Annotated in this window: 18 protein-coding genes; 13 read left to right on the forward strand and 5 right to left on the reverse strand. The window is 42.7% G+C overall.

The window, feature by feature from the left end:
- Positions 1-170 precede the first annotated feature (170 nt).
- A complete protein-coding gene (locus tag HWQ58_RS11495) occupies positions 171-584 on the reverse strand; it encodes an AbrB family transcriptional regulator (RefSeq protein WP_229461166.1) in 414 nt (137 codons plus the stop codon).
- Between the two features lie 446 nt (positions 585-1,030).
- Between HWQ58_RS11495 and HWQ58_RS11500 the strand changes: the two genes are divergently transcribed.
- From HWQ58_RS11500 to HWQ58_RS11515, 4 genes are all read left to right on the forward strand, one after another.
- Complete coding sequence (locus HWQ58_RS11500; RefSeq protein WP_292861922.1) at positions 1,031-1,471, forward strand: Rrf2 family transcriptional regulator; 441 nt, start codon at positions 1,031-1,033, stop codon at positions 1,469-1,471.
- Positions 1,472-1,528: 57 nt separating this feature from the next.
- Positions 1,529-2,500 (forward strand): adenosylcobinamide-phosphate synthase CbiB, encoded by a 972-nt coding sequence (gene cbiB, locus HWQ58_RS11505; RefSeq protein WP_292861925.1) that lies wholly within the window; start codon positions 1,529-1,531, stop codon positions 2,498-2,500.
- A 222-nt stretch (positions 2,501-2,722) separates the two neighbouring features.
- Positions 2,723-3,259, forward strand: a complete 537-nt coding sequence (gene pyrR, locus HWQ58_RS11510) for a bifunctional pyr operon transcriptional regulator/uracil phosphoribosyltransferase PyrR (RefSeq protein ID WP_292861928.1) — start codon at positions 2,723-2,725, stop codon at positions 3,257-3,259.
- A gap of 605 nt (positions 3,260-3,864) precedes the next feature.
- Positions 3,865-6,447 carry a GAF domain-containing protein gene (locus HWQ58_RS11515; protein WP_292861931.1) on the forward strand — a complete coding sequence of 861 codons (2,583 nt, stop codon included), beginning with the start codon at positions 3,865-3,867 and terminating at the stop codon, positions 6,445-6,447.
- 42 nt (positions 6,448-6,489) lie between these two features.
- Here the strand turns inward: HWQ58_RS11515 and purN are convergent, their stop codons facing one another.
- Positions 6,490-7,152 (reverse strand): phosphoribosylglycinamide formyltransferase, encoded by a 663-nt coding sequence (purN, locus tag HWQ58_RS11520; RefSeq protein ID WP_292861934.1) that lies wholly within the window; start codon positions 7,150-7,152, stop codon positions 6,490-6,492.
- A gap of 24 nt (positions 7,153-7,176) precedes the next feature.
- Here purN and HWQ58_RS11525 point away from each other — a divergent pair, with 24 nt between their 5' ends.
- Positions 7,177-8,058 (forward strand): sugar ABC transporter permease, encoded by an 882-nt coding sequence (locus HWQ58_RS11525; RefSeq protein WP_292861937.1) that lies wholly within the window; start codon positions 7,177-7,179, stop codon positions 8,056-8,058.
- A gap of 145 nt (positions 8,059-8,203) precedes the next feature.
- Here HWQ58_RS11525 and HWQ58_RS11530 read toward each other — a convergent pair whose 3' ends face one another.
- Positions 8,204-8,770: a thermonuclease family protein gene (locus tag HWQ58_RS11530; RefSeq protein WP_292861940.1), complete on the reverse strand. Its 567-nt coding sequence runs from the start codon at positions 8,768-8,770 to the stop codon at positions 8,204-8,206.
- A gap of 186 nt (positions 8,771-8,956) precedes the next feature.
- Here HWQ58_RS11530 and HWQ58_RS11535 point away from each other — a divergent pair, with 186 nt between their 5' ends.
- The 3 genes from HWQ58_RS11535 (at position 8,957) to HWQ58_RS11545 (ending at position 12,996) form a co-directional block, all read left to right on the forward strand.
- The gene (locus tag HWQ58_RS11535) at positions 8,957-9,700 is read left to right on the forward strand and encodes a ferritin-like domain-containing protein (RefSeq protein ID WP_292861943.1); all 744 of its coding nucleotides are present in this window, start codon (positions 8,957-8,959) and stop codon (positions 9,698-9,700) included.
- A gap of 375 nt (positions 9,701-10,075) precedes the next feature.
- Positions 10,076-12,592, forward strand: a complete 2,517-nt coding sequence (gene ptsP, locus HWQ58_RS11540; protein ID WP_292861946.1) for a phosphoenolpyruvate--protein phosphotransferase — start codon at positions 10,076-10,078, stop codon at positions 12,590-12,592.
- Positions 12,593-12,762: 170 nt separating this feature from the next.
- Complete coding sequence (locus tag HWQ58_RS11545) at positions 12,763-12,996, forward strand: hypothetical protein (protein WP_366837786.1); 234 nt, start codon at positions 12,763-12,765, stop codon at positions 12,994-12,996.
- Between the two features lie 58 nt (positions 12,997-13,054).
- Here HWQ58_RS11545 and HWQ58_RS11550 read toward each other — a convergent pair whose 3' ends face one another.
- Positions 13,055-13,444 carry a hypothetical protein gene (locus HWQ58_RS11550; RefSeq protein ID WP_292775168.1) on the reverse strand — a complete coding sequence of 130 codons (390 nt, stop codon included), beginning with the start codon at positions 13,442-13,444 and terminating at the stop codon, positions 13,055-13,057.
- 511 nt (positions 13,445-13,955) lie between these two features.
- On the opposite strand from HWQ58_RS11550, the gene HWQ58_RS11555 reads away from it, so the two are divergent.
- The 5 genes from HWQ58_RS11555 (at position 13,956) to HWQ58_RS11575 (ending at position 16,102) form a co-directional block, all read left to right on the forward strand.
- Entirely contained in the window at positions 13,956-15,188 is a 1,233-nt protein-coding gene (locus tag HWQ58_RS11555; RefSeq protein WP_292861952.1) for a DUF4336 domain-containing protein, read from the forward strand.
- Between the two features lie 105 nt (positions 15,189-15,293).
- The gene (locus HWQ58_RS11560; protein WP_292861955.1) at positions 15,294-15,557 is read left to right on the forward strand and encodes a hypothetical protein; all 264 of its coding nucleotides are present in this window, start codon (positions 15,294-15,296) and stop codon (positions 15,555-15,557) included.
- The gene (locus HWQ58_RS11565; RefSeq protein ID WP_292861958.1) at positions 15,558-15,695 is read left to right on the forward strand and encodes a hypothetical protein; all 138 of its coding nucleotides are present in this window, start codon (positions 15,558-15,560) and stop codon (positions 15,693-15,695) included.
- Positions 15,696-15,764: 69 nt separating this feature from the next.
- On the forward strand, positions 15,765-15,923 hold the full coding sequence (locus tag HWQ58_RS11570) for a hypothetical protein (protein WP_292861961.1): 159 nt from the start codon (positions 15,765-15,767) through the stop codon (positions 15,921-15,923).
- Entirely contained in the window at positions 15,914-16,102 is a 189-nt protein-coding gene (locus HWQ58_RS11575) for a hypothetical protein (RefSeq protein ID WP_292861964.1), read from the forward strand. Before HWQ58_RS11570 ends, HWQ58_RS11575 begins: the two co-directional genes overlap by 10 nt.
- Here the strand turns inward: HWQ58_RS11575 and HWQ58_RS11580 are convergent.
- The gene (locus tag HWQ58_RS11580; RefSeq protein ID WP_292861967.1) at positions 16,099-17,433 is read right to left on the reverse strand and encodes a 50S ribosome-binding GTPase; all 1,335 of its coding nucleotides are present in this window, start codon (positions 17,431-17,433) and stop codon (positions 16,099-16,101) included. The genes HWQ58_RS11575 and HWQ58_RS11580 overlap by 4 nt on opposite strands.
- Positions 17,434-17,735 lie beyond the last annotated feature (302 nt).

Genomic DNA, 17,735 nt, shown 5'->3' on the forward strand with positions numbered 1-17,735 from the left:
GTCATTGGTCATTGGTCATTGGTCATTGGTCATTGGTCATTGGTCATTGGTCATTATTTTTCACAAAGGACAAATGACAATTGACTAATGACTGTTTATAGTCATTGTTTTTCACAAAGGACAAAGGACAAAGGACAAATGACAACGGACAATTGACTAATGACCATTTATTAAGCCGTGGCTTCTATGGCTTCATCATCTTCGCGATCTTCTGGATCTACCTGTCTCAGACGAATGTGCTTTTTGCCTAAAGTAATCACAAACTCATCTCCTGGTTTAAGATTCATCTGTTTTGTATAAGCTGAACCTATAAGTAAGTTACCATTCGATTGCACGCTAATTCTATAGCTAGCACTGCGTCCACCACGCCCATTAGCACTGGGTGTACTGTCTAACTGAATGCCTTCAGCATCAATTAGGGCATTTAAGAACTTCATCATATTGACGCGCTCTATACCATTTTTGGTAACGGTATAGTAGCCGCACTTCTTGGCTTTGTCTTCTTTGCTCTCGTTCTCTAGCTCTTTGACTTTTTTGAGCAGTTCTTCACCGAGTAGGGGTTCAATTTTTTTCTGTTTAGGCATCAACTTAGGTCGAAAATGAATGTTTGAAGTGTTTGAATCGATTTTATTTTAGCTGAGGTTGAGCTAACAGGAACATAATCCTTTAGTTTTTATCTCAACCTAGCCAAGTATATTACACTCAGCTGCACAATTGTTATGCCATTACCAATATTGCCAAGACAATTTATTTTAGAGAATGCTGGCAATGCTGATAACTATATATATAGTTTGTGAATTACTGCTAGACTATATAAGTTTTAAGTTTTCTAAACTAACGCTCTAAAGGTTGTCTATTTCTTAAGGATTCCTATAAGTCACAGAATGATAAGCAAAACTGATCCTTAGTCATTGGTTATTTACAAATCACAAATTAAAGAAGTCTAAGAGTCAGAAGCCGACATCAGAATTTCTTTTCAGGGAGATGCAGTGCCAACGAAGATAAAAGACAAACAACAAAACTTGCCAAAATGAAATTAACTACTAGAGGACACTATAGTGTAAAGGCGTTGCTAGATTTGAGTTTACAACCAAGATATGGGCCTGTATCTGTGAGAGCGATCGCTAAACGCCAAGATATTCCAGCTCCTTACCTCGAAAAACTACTAATAGAAATGCGTCGTGCATCTTTAGTGAAATCAATTCGTGGTAGCATCGGCGGATACCAATTGGCCAGAGAGCCTGCACAAATATCTATAGGACAAATTTTAGAAGCTGTTGGCGAGACTAGCCATTTACCTCATCAGACCTCATCACCTACACAAGCTGAAGACTGGGTAACATTTAGCCTCTGGCAGAGAGTCAACCAAAAGCTCAAAGAAGCTTTGTACAGTATCACTCTGGCAGACCTTTATTACGATGCTCGGAGTCGGCAAGCTTCCCTTGGAGAAGAAGCTAGTTTTGTGGTTTAGTCAAGAGTCAATAGTCGAAATATTGACCCTTGACTTTTAACCCTTGACTTGTGACTTATGACTAATAATATCTATATCTTAATAATTGCAGCATTTTTAGATTACTTAATTGGCGATCCTTGGGATTGGCCTCATCCAGTGCAAGTTATGGGGTGGATAATTTCTCGCCTAACCAAATTTTTTCTCCACTTGTGTCAAAATTCTCTAACACAACGCCTAGCTGGAATTGTACTAGGTATTATCTTAATAATTGGTAGTGGTCTTGTTGGCTTTTTGATTATTCAAATTGCCAGATGGGTTCATCCACTCTTAGGAATTGCAATAGATAGCATTCTTTTGGCTAGTTGTTTTGCTGGCAGAAGTTTACGAGCAGCAGCGGAGGCTGTTTTACAACCTTTAACAGTCGGGGATTTAAAGAAGGCTCGGAAGATTTTAAGTAATTACGTTGGTCGAGATACCCAAAACCTCTCACAAGCAGAAATTTCCCGAGCCGTTTTAGAAACGGTTGCAGAAAATGCCACCGATGGGGTAATGGCTCCACTTTTTTATGCAATTGTTGGTGTCTTTATCCCAGTTGTGGGGCCAACTCCCTTGGCTTTAGCATATAAAGCCAGCAGTACCCTCGATTCAATGGTGGGCTATCGGGAAGCACCCTATACTTATTTAGGATGGTTCTGTGCGCGGTTAGAAGATTGTTTGACTTGGCTACCTTGTCGGTTAACAGTCGTGACTCTGGCGCTGCTATCGGGTAAACCGACACATATTTGGCAAATTTGTCGTCGGGATGCAATTAACGATCCTAGCCCCAATTCTGGCTGGAGTGAGTGCGCCTATGCGGCTTTTTTGGGTGTGCAGATGGGAGGTACAAATTGGTATCGGGGGGTAGCTAAATACAAACCACTACTAGGAGATGCTATTTATGCCATTACTGCAACTTCTATTCAGAATGCTTTACAGCTGACTCGATATTGTTTTTTGCTATGGTTAGGGGTAGCGATCGCTATATTCTTAATGCTCGCAAATAAGTAATTGTAAATATAAAGTTAGGAGTTAAGAGTTAAGAATAAAAACTCCTAACTCTTAACTTATCACTCCTAACTTATGACTCGCTAGGGACATCCAAGAATTAAATTACTCAATTCCTGCATCCAACACCAGTATCCAATTTCTTCTCCCCCTGCCTCCCCTGCTCCCCCTGCTCAAGAACAGCTTACCTAAACGATTGATTATTTTTTTATTTGGAAGTCCCTTATGTCTGCCAAAGTAGTTGAAATTCTCTCATCTGAAGAAATCCGTCGTACCTTGACTCGCCTTGCCTCTCAAATTGTCGAAAGGACGCGTGATTTGTCTCAACTGGTGCTTCTTGGTATCTATACCAGAGGTGCGTTATTAGCCGAATTATTGGCGCGTCAGATTGAGACGCTCGAAGGTGTAGCAGTCTCAGTCGGCGCTTTGGACATTACATTTTATCGAGATGACCTTGACAAAATTGGATTGCGGACTCCAACGAAAAGCGAAATTCCTTTTGACCTTACCGGGAAAACGGTTGTACTCGTGGATGATGTGATTTTCAAAGGACGGACGATTCGCGCTGCTTTGAACGCAATCAACGATTACGGTAGACCAGAGGTGATTCGTTTAGCTGTGTTAGTAGACAGAGGCCATCGAGAATTACCAATTCACCCAGATTTTATTGGCAAGAAGTTGCCTACAGCTAAAGAAGAAATTGTCAAAGTTTACTTACAAAATTCTGATGGACGAGATGCAGTAGAGTTGATTGCAGATTAGGCTATCGAGGCAGGAGGCAGGAGGCAGAAGGTAGGAAGTAGAAACTCTTTGTATCTGATTTTAAATCCTGCATTTTTTGCCCTACTTAGTGCTGAATAGTGAGTGTTTCGGCAAGTGAGTGAATTAAGAATTACTCAGTACTTATGTACTTGGGTTTGAGCAAGGCCCCTTGTGGGCGGTCTTTCTTCAACTCAGCACGGGCTAAACGTCCCGCTATCGATGTACAGCACTCTTCATCTCATCTAATTGAAAACTGCTGTAAGTAATCAAGCAGACATGACATTCCGGGTAAGGGTAACTGTGAAAAGAAGTTTGCAGAACCTCGTAAAAAATAAAGATTGTTTGGCTGTATTGTCATAAAACCACAACTCTTAATGAGAAAATAAGACATCTAACCAAGCGATCGCCATTTAATTGTTAACAAACCTGTTAATTAGACCGAATTTTTTTGAATTTAAAGGAAACAAAAGGATTATCGGACATGACTTAAAATATAGTGCCTCAAAATACTCCTGAAAGCTAGTTCTTGTTTAATAAAGTTTGTATAGAATTTGGTGGTGAAGTTATTTACTTGATTCTCAATTGCAACAATCCAGGTTTCATTTATGAGTCAGTCTTTTTCTCAAAACCAAGCAAGACAAAATCGTCAACAGAGACTCTGGCAACAAAAATGGAGTTTAAAGACTAAAGCAATAGTTTGGGCACTAAGTATCAGTGTGCTTCCTGTAGTTGCAATTGGAACAGCTACTTACAACTATGGCACTAATTTAATTAATACACAAATTCCGCAAGTCAGACAAAAGAGTGCAAAAAGTTTAACAGAAAGTGAACTTGCTCTACAAAGACAATTGTCACTCTTGTTAACTGGTATGGGAGTGACAGCAATTTTAGCAGGTGTGATCGCTGTTTTTGTCGCAAATCGAGTTATTAGTCGAGTTCGCAAGGCTGCTGCAACTTCTAATATTATCAAAAATAAGCTACGTCCAGACAGTGAGTTTACTCAATCTTTGATCGCTAGCCAAGATGAATTAGTGATGTTAGAGAGCAACATAAACTTATTCACAGAGATGCTTTCGGGTTTGCTACAACAAAAAGAAGCTGAAGCTGATTACTCCCAGCTATCGAGAAAAATTACCCGCTGGGTTCGAGAATCATTCAATGAAGAAGATGTTTTCAAAACTACCTCAGAAGAAATTCGTAAAGCTTTAAGCATCGATCGCGTAACCATCTTTTGTTTCAACTCCAACTGTAATGGAACCTTTATCGCCGAATCAGTAGCACCTGGTTTACCGAAAATGTTAGGGGTTATAGTCTCTAATACTGGGTTTGAGGCAGGATATATAGAAAAATATCAGAATGGTTGCATCCGTGCTATTGATGATATCTATCAAGCCAATCTCAGTGATGGTGATATTGAGCTGCTAGAGCAATTTGCTGTCAAATCTAATTTAGTAGCACCGATTATTAAAGGCAAGCAGCTATTCGGTTTATTGATTGCACATCAGTGTTCTAGACTTCGCTTTTGGCAGCAGTCTGAAATTAATTTGTTCGCTCACATAGCCATGCAAGTAGGATTTGCTCTTGACTACGCTAGGCTTTTCAAACAGGTAGATTCAAAGGCAGATCGAGCTCAGGTATTTATAGAAACTACCCGTAGCATTCGCCAATCACTCAACGAAGAGGATGTCCTGAAAACGACTGTAGAAAAGGTTCGCAAAGTACTGAGTACTGACCGAGTGCTGGTTTATAGCTTTAACGCTAATTGGGTTGGAACTGTGATTGCCGAATCAGTGGTTCCAGGTTATCCAAAAGTTTTGCGAGCTGAAATTCAAGACATTTGTTTTGCTCAGGGTTATGTAGAAAAGTATCAGTCTGGTCGCGTTCAAGCCACAAACAACGTTTATGAAGCCGGTTTGACTGATTGTCACATTAACCTGCTCGAATCTTTTGCTGTGAAAGCAAATTTGGTCGCCCCCATTCTCAAAGATGAACATCTATTTGGCTTGTTAATTGCACATCAATGCTCCAGACCTCGTGATTGGCAACAATCTGAGATTGATTTATTTGCCCAGATAGCGATGCAAGTGGGATTTGCTCTCGACCATGCTAGGGTGCTGCAACGAATCGATGCTGAAGGTGTGCAAAGTCGGTTGCTGGCGGATACTATCGGTAGCATTCGCGAATCGCTCAACGAAGAGGATGTCCTGAAAACCACTGTAGAAGAGGTTCGTAAAGTACTGAGTACTGACCGAGTACTGGTTTATAGTTTTAACACTGATTGGTCTGGAATTATAATTGCAGAATCAGTTGTTCTCACCTACCCAAAAGTTTTGCAAGCTGAAATCCGAGACCCATGTTTTGGTCAAGGCTATGTAGAACAGTATCAGTCTGGTCGCGTTCTCGCCATAAACAACATTTATGAAGTCGGTTTAGCTGATTGTCACATTAAACTGCTCGAATCCTTTGCTGTGAAAGCAAATTTAGTAGCCCCCATTCTTAAAGATAAGCAGCTATTTGGCTTGTTAATTGCACATCAGTGCTCCAAGCCCCGTGATTGGCAACAATCTGAGATTGATTTATTTGCCCAGATAGCGATGCAAGTGGGATTTGCTCTCGACCATGCTAGGCTGCTGCAACGAATCGAAGCTGAAAGTATGCGAAGTCAGTTATTGGTGGATATTATCCGCAAAATTCGCCAATCACTTAACGAAGAGGATGTCATCAAAACCACAGTGGAAGAGGTTCGCAAAGCACTAAGTACTGACCGAGTGTTGGTTTATAGCTTTTACGCTAATTGGTTCGGAATTATCATTGCTGAATCAGTGGTTCCAGGTTATCCCAAAGTTTTGCGGTCTAAAATCCATGACCCCTGTTTCACTCAAAGCTATGTAGAAAAGTACCAGTCTGGTCGTGTTGTTGCAATCAACAACATTTATGAGTCTAATTTGGCTGATTGTCACATTAAACTGCTCGAATCTTTTGGTGTGAAAGCAAATTTAGTAGCACCAATTATCAAAGATGAGCAGCTATTTGGCTTGTTAATTGCACACCAGTGTTCTGAACCCCGTGATTGGCAACAATCTGAGATTGATTTATTTGCCCAGATAGCGATGCAAGTAGGATTTACTCTCGATCATGCTAGGCTCCTACAAGCGTATCAAACTGCTGAAGCTAACTCTGATGAATAGTAGGGGCGCGCAGCTGTGCGCCCCTAATTGATATATGTATTTTTACGTTACGCTTAGTGTAACTTTTGACGAAGAAGCTGCTAGAGCGATCGCTAATGGTAAAATTCGATGTTCCTGAATCTGAATTCTGGCGTGGAGTGTTTCTGCTGTATCATCCGGTAGTACTGGTACTGCGGCTTGCATTAATATTGGGCCGCTATCCATTTCTAAACAAGCTAGATGCACTGTACAACCAGTAATTTTTACCCCAGATGCCAAGGCTTGTTCTACAGCATGGATTCCCTTGAAACTAGGTAACAAACTAGGATGGATATTAATAATCCTCTCAGGAAAGGCATCAATGAAAACTGACGTTAATAGTCGCATCCACCCTGCCAAAATCACCCATTCTACATCGTAGTGCCGCAATGTCTGCACAATTTTTTCATCAAACTCTTCTCGGTTTTGATAGTTGCGGTGATTTAATAAGACAGTTTCTACACCTCTATTAGCTGCTCTGACGGCTGCTTTCGCCGAGGGGTTATTGTAAATTAAAACTTGAATTTGGGCATTTAGCCGCTCATCTTGGATAGCTTGGGCAACTACATCAAAATTGCTGCCATTCCCAGAAGCCATAATTCCCAGTTTTAAAGGAGCAAATTGTTGGCAATCATCGCTAATGCTAGGAGAAACCAAGCTCAGGGTAGAATCAGGGCAAAGGGTCATAACAGCTAAGAGGGTTAATTATAGATGCCAAAAATATGTACTAAGTCGTGGTTGGATAATGATACAGTAGCCGCGTGGATTTTTCTCGCACCAGCATTAATTTTGCTAGGTGTTTTTATCATTTGGCCGATTGCCTATTTGTTCTACCTCAGTTTCACTGCTGGTAGTTTCACCTTAAAAGGTATTTATTGGATAGGCTTAAAAAACTATTGGCGCTTACTACTCAACCCCGACTTCTGGCAAGTTCTGGGTAACACCTTTTATTTTACGATCGCCACCATCATTCCCAGTTTAGTTATTTCCTTGGGATTGGCAGTACTGTTAAACCGCTCCATTCCCTTGCGGGGCATCCTGCGGAGTGCCTATTTTTTACCCTCAATTATTTCAATTGTGGCAGCGGGTTTGGGATTTCGCTGGCTGTTTCAGACATCAGGGCCAGTTAACGGACTTTTAGTTTTTTTTGGCATTTCAGACATACCCTGGTTAGGAGACACATTTTGGGCAATGCCAGTAATTATTTTAATGAGTATTTGGAAACAACTGGGTTTCAATATGGTGGTTTTTTTAGCAGGGTTGCAAGCAATTCCTCCTAGTCGTTATGAAGCAGCAGATTTGGATGGAGCAAATGCTTGGCAACAATTTTGGTATATTACTTTGCCCGGATTGCGCCCGACTGTGATATTTGCAATCATTACTACCGCAATTTTTACATTGCGGAGTTTTGAGCAAGTTTTTGTGATGACTGGCGGTGGGCCACTGAATTCGACTAATTTGCTAGTTTACTACATTTATCAAGAGGCTTTTGGTCAATTTGATTTTGGTTATGCAGCAGCAGGAGCAACTGTGTTATTAGCAGCAACATTGGTACTAGTTTATTTGCAACTACAAACTTGGGGAGAGGAGTAGGGGGCAGGGGGCAGGGGACAGGGGGAGCAGGGGACGATGAAGGAGCAGGGGGGCAGGAGGGAATTTTGGAAGTTGCTAAATCATACCGCAAGTATGCAATGCCAAAAAATGTAGTAGTGCATTAAATTAGAAACAGCTAGAGTTTTTACTTCTTATATAGGCTGCGATATTCCCAAGGATTTACAAATTTAGTATCGCTCCAAACGCCTAGCCGTTGTGCCTTCGCCTCAGTTTCAGCTTGTTGAACTAAGTCTTTACTAGGACACTTGTTTAAATAGGGACGATACACTTTTGCTAAACCTTCTTGCAACAATACCTGTTGTACAAAAGTGCCATTTTTTAAACGGACTTCGGCAATTTTACGCCCGTAGCGATCGCTATCAGTGATATTCAAAGTCACGCGCGAGCCTCCTTGTTGCACCAGTTGTTGCACCCGTTCTTGGGCTTTCACACCCCAAGTAAATTGATTGCGATCGCTAATGCGTTTACTCTGCTTTTCTTTATTAGTATGAGCTATCTCTGGCGCATCTAGACAAGCAAAGCGCACGGTAAAGTTTTTACCATTGGTATCTTTCACTACTAAAGTATCGCCATCACTGACTCGCTCAACAGGTTCTCCAAAATTACCGATAAAGCGATCGCAGCCGATCAAATTCAAAATTATGATAGTTGCACAAAGCCAAAATCGCACTAGTTTAGTTAATTTCTCCATCCAAACTTACCTGCATTACCTCTGTGGGATGATATTAGCAAAATACAAAGATATATTTGTTAACTGTTGATATAGTTCCAGAGGTAATTCAAAATTCCAAATGGTAAGACCTTCTGGCGGCAACCAAATAGAAAATACGGATTAGTATAAGAATTGTAACCTTCCAATTGTCAGCGGTAATTTCTGATGAACTTCTTGACTAACCTTTTGCATCTAGCTGGTTCAAGTGTCTTTGCCTATTACTCTGCTGCTCAAATTCGTGATTTGAAAACCCGCCCCAACATCCTTGCGGGGTTTCAGTTGGCGGAATCTGGCTCTGTGCCGTTTTTATCTGCACTTAGCGATCGCGCAGCTGCTGAAGGCGATACATGGTTAGCCGAAAAACTAGCAAAACATGCATCAGATGAAACTAGGCATGGTCAAATTTTTGCCCACGCCTTACAACAGTTAAATAAACAAGTTATAGATTTCAAGCGTCAACCCCAAACTACATCTACAAAAAAATCACAACAGCGCAGTCCCTTTTTCGCAGCATTCTATGAAGGCTACACCCAAGAACAGCTAAAACCGGCTGTGATTGATTGGGATATGTTTATGGCTAGCACATATATTCTGGAGTTAGATGCTAGTAAAGACTTTGCGCGAATGGCGAAAGTATTACCTGATAACGAGCCAACCGCTCGTAACTTGAAGTTAGGAATGCTAAGTATTGCCCAAGATGAAACTGGACATGCTGCTTATCTCTACGAAGCGATGATGCGACAGATGTCTGCGACTAAGGTAGAAAAACTTGTAGATATGTGGCGAACTCGCAAGGTGAATGCCTTGTTGGCAATGGTTGGCGGTATCCTCCAGCGCAACGGCGAAACGCGATCGCTAGTCCAGGATAGTGCGCCGTCGGAAATCGATTCTGAGTTGATAGCTACGTAATCAATATCGGACTCCTATTTGATTTTTGAACAAGACGACAAGATAATACGTAGGGAAATGAAAGTCTAATAAAGGACAATAGATAAGCCATTCCAAAGAAGGATCAGCCTTATTTAATATTGTGGCGGGATAATTTTGATGGCGATGTCTCGATTAAGTTGTACGATGGGAACAAACTTATCCAAAACATTTCTTCCCCTACTGCTAGCGATGAAGTTTATGAGTGGACACCATGTATTTCCGTAAAATAAGGCTATTTTATTCGTATTTTTAGCTGGAAAGACCGGAATATTTTCGGGCAGTTGCAATTGTAGCAAAATGGGAAAATGAAATGGATAACTAGCTAAACGCAAACCTCTCAACAAGGTTGACGGTGTGGCCGCGATCGCAATTGTTATCGTTTCTCACAGCAAACAACTAGCTTTGGGTGTGCGGGAACTCGCCGCGCAGATGGTTCAAGGCCAAGTTACCATTGCTGTTGCAGCAGGTATTGAAGATCCTGAAAATCCATTGGGTACAGATCCGATTCAGGTTTATGAGGCGATCGCTTCTGTTTTTTCTGATGATGGTGTCTTGGTGTTAATGGATTTGGGTAGTGCTTTGCTGAGTGCAGAAATGGCAATCGAGTTTCTGCCAGAAGCACAGCAGGAGAAAGTGTATTTGTGTGAAGCACCTCTAGTAGAAGGCGCAATCGCTGCTGTAGTGGCGGCGGCGGCTGGTAGAGATATTCACCAAGTGATGGCGGAAGCACGCGGCGCACTCCTGACAAAAGCAACTCAATTGGGTGTAGTTAGCAGGCCATTGTCAGTTGTCAGCCCAATAACGACGAATACAGAATCGCCAACGCCAGAAATCCGGCTGATTGTGAGCAATCGCTTAGGATTACACGCCCGCCCCGCAGCGCAGTTTGTGGCAACCGCAGCCCGGTTTCAATCACAAATTCTGGTGCGGAATTTAACGAGAAATACTGAGCTAGTCAGGGGTGACAGTATTAACCAAGTCACAACTTTAGGGGTGCGTCAAGGACACGAACTGCTGATTACTGCCACTGGTTCTGATGCAGATGAGGCGCTGGCAGCATTGCAGGCATTATTCGCCAATAACTTTGGTGAAGATAATGTTGCCTTGAATTCTCCACCAGCTTTTCACCATGAAGTTAGAGCAACAACTCACGGCGAACTTTCGGGGATTGCAGCTTCTGGTGGAGTAGCGATCGCACCTGTTGTTCATTATCAACCCACTCACATTCCTATTACGGAATATCACGTAAACGATCCAGAGGCAGAGTGGCAACGAGTACAAACAGCAATCCACACCGCTAGACAAGAAATCCAAGCAGTTTTTTCCCAAGCTTCTCTGCAAATTGGTGACGCTGAAGCCGCCATCTTCGATGCGCAACTACTATTTTTAGAAGATCCAGTACTGTTGTCAGCAGCTCACCAACGCATTTTAGACAATCATATAAATGCTGAAGCAGCTTGGCGAGCTGTAGTCGATGAAGTAGCGACTTCCTATCGCGCACTAGAGGATTCTTATCTGCAAGAGCGAGTTGACGATGTTGTAGATGTCGGGCAAAGAGTGCTGCGATTACTAGCTGGGAATGCTGCGGCTAACCTGCATCTTGAAGAACCTGCGATTTTGGTGGCGACTGATTTAACCCCCTCAGATACGGCTGGACTAGATCCAACCAAAGTGTTGGGAATTTGTACTACTTCTGGTAGCGCCACCTCCCACAGTGCAATTATCGCCCGCACATTAGGTATTCCCGCAGTTCTGGGAGTGGATGCCCAGGTGTTGCACTTGGCAGATGGTACACTAATGGCACTTGATGGTGAAAGTGGCAAAGCTTGGGTAGAACCAGAATCAGACATCCTGGATTTACTGACAGCAAAGCAGTCAGCTTGGCAAACTGCCCAACAGGAAGCACGAGCTACGGCACATCAGCCAGCGATTACTCGTGATGGTCGGCAAGTTAGTGTCTTCGCCAATATTGGTAGTGTAAATGATGTGCAAGTTGCTGTAGCTAGCGGTGCAGAAGGTGTGGGACTACTCCGCACTGAGTTTCTGTATTTAGACCGAACAAGCGCCCCAACTGAAGAAGAACAATTATTAGTTTATCAGGCGGTCGCCCAAGTTTTAGATAATCGCCCGCTAATTATTCGTACCTTTGATGTCGGTGGTGATAAGCCACTTCCCTATCTCAAAGTTGGGTTTCCAGAAGCTAACCCTTTTTTAGGTTGGCGGGGAATTCGTTTTTGTTTAGATCATCCAGAACTCTTCAAAACTCAATTACGGGCAATTTTGAGAGCTAGTGTTGGACACCAAATTAAAATCATGTTGCCAATGATTGCTAGTGTAACTGAAGTACGTGCAGCTAAGGTAATTTTGGGTGAAGTGCAGGCTGAACTAAATCAAGCTGGTATTTCCTTTGATGCCGCGATGAAAGTAGGAATTATGGTGGAGGTTCCGTCAGCAGTAGCGATCGCCGATCGGTTAGCTGCGGAAGTAGACTTCTTTAGTATCGGGACTAACGATCTGAGTCAGTACGTCATGGCTAGCGATCGCACTAATCCCAGCGTGGCAAATTTGGTTGATGCCCTACATCCAGCCATATTGCGAATGGTGCAGCAAACTGTCCAAGCTGCCCATACAGCAGGGATTTCGGTAGGATTATGTGGAGAATTGGCAGCAGATACTTTAGCAACACCAATTTTACTAGGTTTAGGGCTGGATGAGTTGAGCGTAAATCCTCAAAGTATACCTGGAGTCAAGCAGGCGATCGCTCGCTTAAGTATAGTTGAAAGTGAAGCGATCGCGGCATCAGCATTACAACAAGATTCCGCACTCCATGTTAGAGAACTAATCTCAACTTCAATTACTCCCCCTGCATAATTAGTTATGCTAACCACAGTCAATACACCCCTCCTGAAGAGCTGGGGGGTGTACATACAAGTCCTAAAAACCTAGCTTGATGAGGCTGAACTCATTCTTATACAAAGCATGGGAACGAGAGAAATACCATTGTTAGTCGATGCAATACCATTGTTAGTCGATACAATGCCATTGTTAGTCGATACAATGCCATTGTTAGTCAATGCAATGCCATTGTCAGTCGATGCAATGCCATTATTAGTCGATACAATACCATTGTCAGTCGATGCAATGCCATTGTTAGTCGATACAATGCCATTGTTAGTCAATGCAATGCCATTGTTAGTCAATGCAATGCCATTGCAGGTCAAGAAACTTGTGTGTACACCGTAGCCCAAAGAGCGGGGAGGGGAGACAAAGCATAGCTTTGGCGGAGGTGGGGTTCTTCAGGTTTAATAAGTAATTAAGCGGACATGATATTAGTTAAAATCTTATTCCCAGTTGCCCGTTAAAGCCACGAATAGAATTGTAACCAGCACCAACAAAAACGTTATTAGTAGCACCTACCTGAACGCCACCTGAAACTGCAACGCCTTTATCCTCTGAATAAAGTCCTACTCCTACATAAGGTGAAATTACAGGCAAATTGATAAATTTTAAAACATCTACTCCCGTAGCACCATCAGCACCAGTTCCTACTTCAACTCCGAAATTCAAAGCCCTAGCTCCGACAGCATAAGTTATATCACCATCTTTTCCACCGACTGAAACCCAAGGCTGCGGTATCAGTTGAGCTGATGCTTGACTTGGGGCAAACAAAGTTAACAAACCTATAGATGTAATTAATGTTTTAGCAATAATCGCTATTTTCACGTTGTTCTCCGATTAATTGTTTTTAGGACTTATACCAGTTCTTTCTGAAGACGCATAAAAAGAACCCTAGTGCCGCAAGGCGGAATCATATCATGTCCGGTTAAAGACTTATCATTAAGAAGACAGTTCTTGCTGTTCTTGCTGGGGGAGAAAGAGTTTTCAGATTTTTGCACAGATGCAAGAATCATAACTAATCAGCCGGACATGATATCACGCATTCAAAAGTATTATGGAATAAGCTCTTTAGGGATTTTAAATGGTTGCTCTATTTAGGCTGTGGCGTACTAGGTTATACCATTTGCAAAAAAAACCTACAGATTCAAAGCTGAAAATCCCGATGAATCTAACCCCTCTTAATTACGAATTACTAATTACGTAGCTTACTTCTTACCTTTGGCGAGTATTACGAATTACAAATTGGTATTATTATCTCAACAATTTGCTAAACTCCAACTTCGTGGAGAGCAAATAAAAACAATTTGAGTATTGGGAATTTGAAGGGGGTTGCAGAGTGGCTGATGATGAACGCATAGTCAATACACAACAGATTTATCCAAAGGATTTTTCCTGGGGATTATGGCCTGTTGTGCCACTCTACCCTTATGGTAGGCGGCTGACAATTCGTCAAGAAGTGCTTAAAGACACAATCTGGAATTTTGACCAGATTCAAGGTATTTTCTACGTTGTTGTACCGATTCGCATGACTGTTGTGAAATTGGAAACTGGGGGTCTTCTGGTCTATGCGCCTGTTGCACCAACCCCAGAGTGCATCAGACTTGTGAATGAGTTGGTGGCAGAATATGGCAACATTAAGTACATTATTCTGCCAACTATCTCTGGTATAGAACACAAGGTCTTCGTTGGCCCCTTCGCTAGATACTTTCCGACTGCACAGGTGTTTGTGGCTCCCCATCAGTGGAGTTTCCCCCTAAATCTTCCCCTTAGCTGGCTTGGCTTACCCCCAAAACGAACTCAAGTACTTCCAGAAGATAGCAGCAAAACACCCTTTGCTGACGAGTTTGATTATGCAATGCTGGGCCCCATCGGACTTGGCCCTGGTAGGTTTGCGGAAGTTGCTTTTTTCCACAAGCGATCGCATACTCTTTTAGTCACAGATTCTGTGCTTTCGATCCCAGAAGATCCACCTGCGATCGTTCTCTTAGATCCATATCCTTTATTATTCCATGCCAAGGATTATGCTTCTGATATTGTTGCAGATAGTCAGGTAAATCGCCGTAAGGGTTGGCAGCGCATCTGTCTGTTTGCTTTGTACTTTCAACCAAGCACACTAGATATACGCCAATGGAGTCAGGTATTGCAAGATTCCTTAAAAGCCCCACAACGCTCAAGAAAAGCTTATTTTGGATTATATCCCTTTAAATGGCAGTCAGATTGGCAGCGATCGTTTGATGCTCTGCGAGGTGATGGGCGTTTGTTTGTCGCACCAATTTTACAAACGCTGATTCTCAACCGCGCCCCGAAGGAAACCATTGACTGGGCTGATAAAGTTGCAAGTTGGGACTTCGAGTGGATTATTTCTTGCCACTTTGATTCACCGATTAAAGCCCAAGCGCATCAGTTTCGCCAAGCTTTCTCTTTTTTGGAAAAGCAGCCTGTTGTCAGTGGGGGTTTGTTCGACAGTAGCAGCTATGCTTTACCAGAGGAGGATTTTAAAACACTTAGAGAAATCGATGCAGGTTTAAATAAGTTTGGCATTGTGCCAGCAGCAAAAGAGAAGGTGTAGGAGAGGGGTATGTAACCCATGCTTTGGGGGCACAGTTAGCTGTGCTACCCTACGAGTTGTTCACAAATGATTAAATAAACTAGCTCAGGTAAACTGTAAAAGCCTATGCCACAGGCAATTCTTAATCAAATCTTCAATCAGCTTGAAATTTTAGAGCCAGAGGAGTTACAGCAGTTGAATCAGGTTATCCAGAGATATCTTGTTGAGCAAGAACAAGTTACTCAACGGACAACATTTCACAAAGTACTGTTAATTTCTGGGTTGATAAAACAACTCAAGCAGCCAGTTTATATTCAGCAAACTGAACACCGACTTATTCAGGTACAGGGTAAAACTGTTTGTGAAACAATCATTGAGGAACGCTGCTAGATGGCAGCTTATTATTTAGATAGCAGTGCGCTGGTCAAACGCTACGTCAGTGAGATAGGTTCAGCATGGGTTTTGAGTTTATTTGAGCCGCGACTAAAAAATGATGTACTGATTGCTGCTAAGCTGTTCCACATTTAACTTGCATATATTGGGCGGGCGAGACGCCCACCCCACAAGAAATGTACAATTTCAGATTATGCAAACTAGATGTGGTTTAGCTTATTACTAGTGTTGAAATTGTCGCTGCCATTACACGGCGATCGCGTGATGGAAGTATCATTGCTACTGATGCGATCGCAGTATGTAATCAGTTTAAAAGCGATCTCCGGTCTGAATACCAAGTCATCAACTCTGCAATGGTATTAGCTGAAGCATACGGCTTACGAGGCTACGATGCAGTTCAGTTAGGGGCTGGTTGTACGGTAAATGCCCTCTGCATAGCTAACAGTTTACCTCTAGTGACATTTGTATCTGCCGATTCCGAATTGAATGCAGCCGCAGCAAGTGAAGGTCTACTTGTTGAAAACCCCAACAACTACCCCTAATGTTTGATTCCCTTAAACCGTTCTTGCGCCGCCTGAAATGCTTCTTGCATCACCAACTGAATTTTCTCTCGATCGGGTTTCTTACCTCCCATTAAATCGCCAAAGTAAACACAGGCTGCTTCCCCTAGTGCCCAAGTGTAGGCAGCTGCCCAAGAGGCGGCGATCGCACTCCCAATACCTGGTATAAATTTAATTAACTCTCGGGCAATTGCCTGTGCTAAAAAACCACCTGCGATCGCACTGACAACGCCTCCCGCCTGAGATGGCGTAACTGTTTGCCCATATAATTTACCCAACAGACCCACCATTGATACTTGCAAGGCAGTGAGTACGGGCATTGTGGTAAATGGTAGAGGTACAGCGGCGAGGGTGGCAGACATAATCGCAAATGGCAAAATGTAACGGCGGGCAGCATCTCGGTAAAGGTTGCCAAGTTGCTTCCCAGATTCTTCTCGATCTAATAGCTGATAAATCGCCTGGGCTTCTGCTTGTGGGAGTAGTTCTGCCAAGGAATCTCGCAGTGCTTCTAAGCCATAAAATACCGGAGTGTAGCCATCTTCTTCTAAGGTAAAGTCAATGAGTACAGAGCGATCTGTTATTTTTGCGAAAGCTTGTTGCATTGCGACAAATGCGCGGTTGATTTCCTGATAATCTGGCGGATAGGTGGGATGATCGACGGTATCGCCAGGATAAACCTCGTGCAAGCAGGTAACTACCAGCAGACAGGGAATGTCTGGATACTTCTGGCGCAGCTGTTGAGCAATTTGTCGTAGGGTGTCAGTTGCAAAATCATTGATTTTGACGGTCAAAAGCAGGATTCTGGCGGAACGAGTTTCCTGTTGTAAATCGCCAACTAACTCCTGAATAATTGTTTGAGTATCTTGTTTGACATCACCCAGCCCCACTGTATCAGTAAAAATCAGTAACGGCAGGTCATTGGAAGGATAGGCATAGCGCTGGGTGTGTTGCGTGTGAGGACGAAATCCCTGACCGACAATTTCGGCAGAAACTCCCGTCAATCCTCGGACAATGGAACTTTTTCCGGCTTGGGGTTTACCAATTAAGAGGGCTTCTGTGGTTGGCAGTTCGGCTCGGATTTTCTCTAAAATCTCTGCAACCTGAGTATCGCTCACACTAAACCATTCGACAACTGTCTGTGCCAGTTGTTCTACGGGTAGGATTTGCGTTAGACGTGTTGTTGCTTTGTTCCACACACCAGCAATCTGATTTGTCCAGGAATTATCGACTGACTTGGTAATCGTTTTGTCGGTCGGTTCACTCAATTGCTGAGAATCAGTTGACGGTGAGTCAGAATCACGTTGCTCAGTCATTCCTATGAAAACGGTAGATGGAATTCAAACGACATGCTGTCTATATTTATCCTACTGTCAAACTCGGTTTTTCTAAAGTCAATCTACTCATCGGCAAAGTATTTGTTCAGAAAGCTAAACAAATACTTTGCGGCATGCAAACCCCATAAATAAATTAACGTGAGTTCGACGGTTGATAAAGCCTGAAAAAGATGACAGGTAGACGAGAAAGTGGCAGTGAGGGAGATATTGCAGGTGTTAAGGGGTTGAAATCATGATTTTGAGGCTGTGGTTATTTGCTACTGCCGATACTCGCCCATAAC

The organism is Nostoc sp. LPT (assembly GCF_017115165.1).
Taxonomy (GTDB): domain Bacteria; phylum Cyanobacteriota; class Cyanobacteriia; order Cyanobacteriales; family Nostocaceae; genus Nostoc.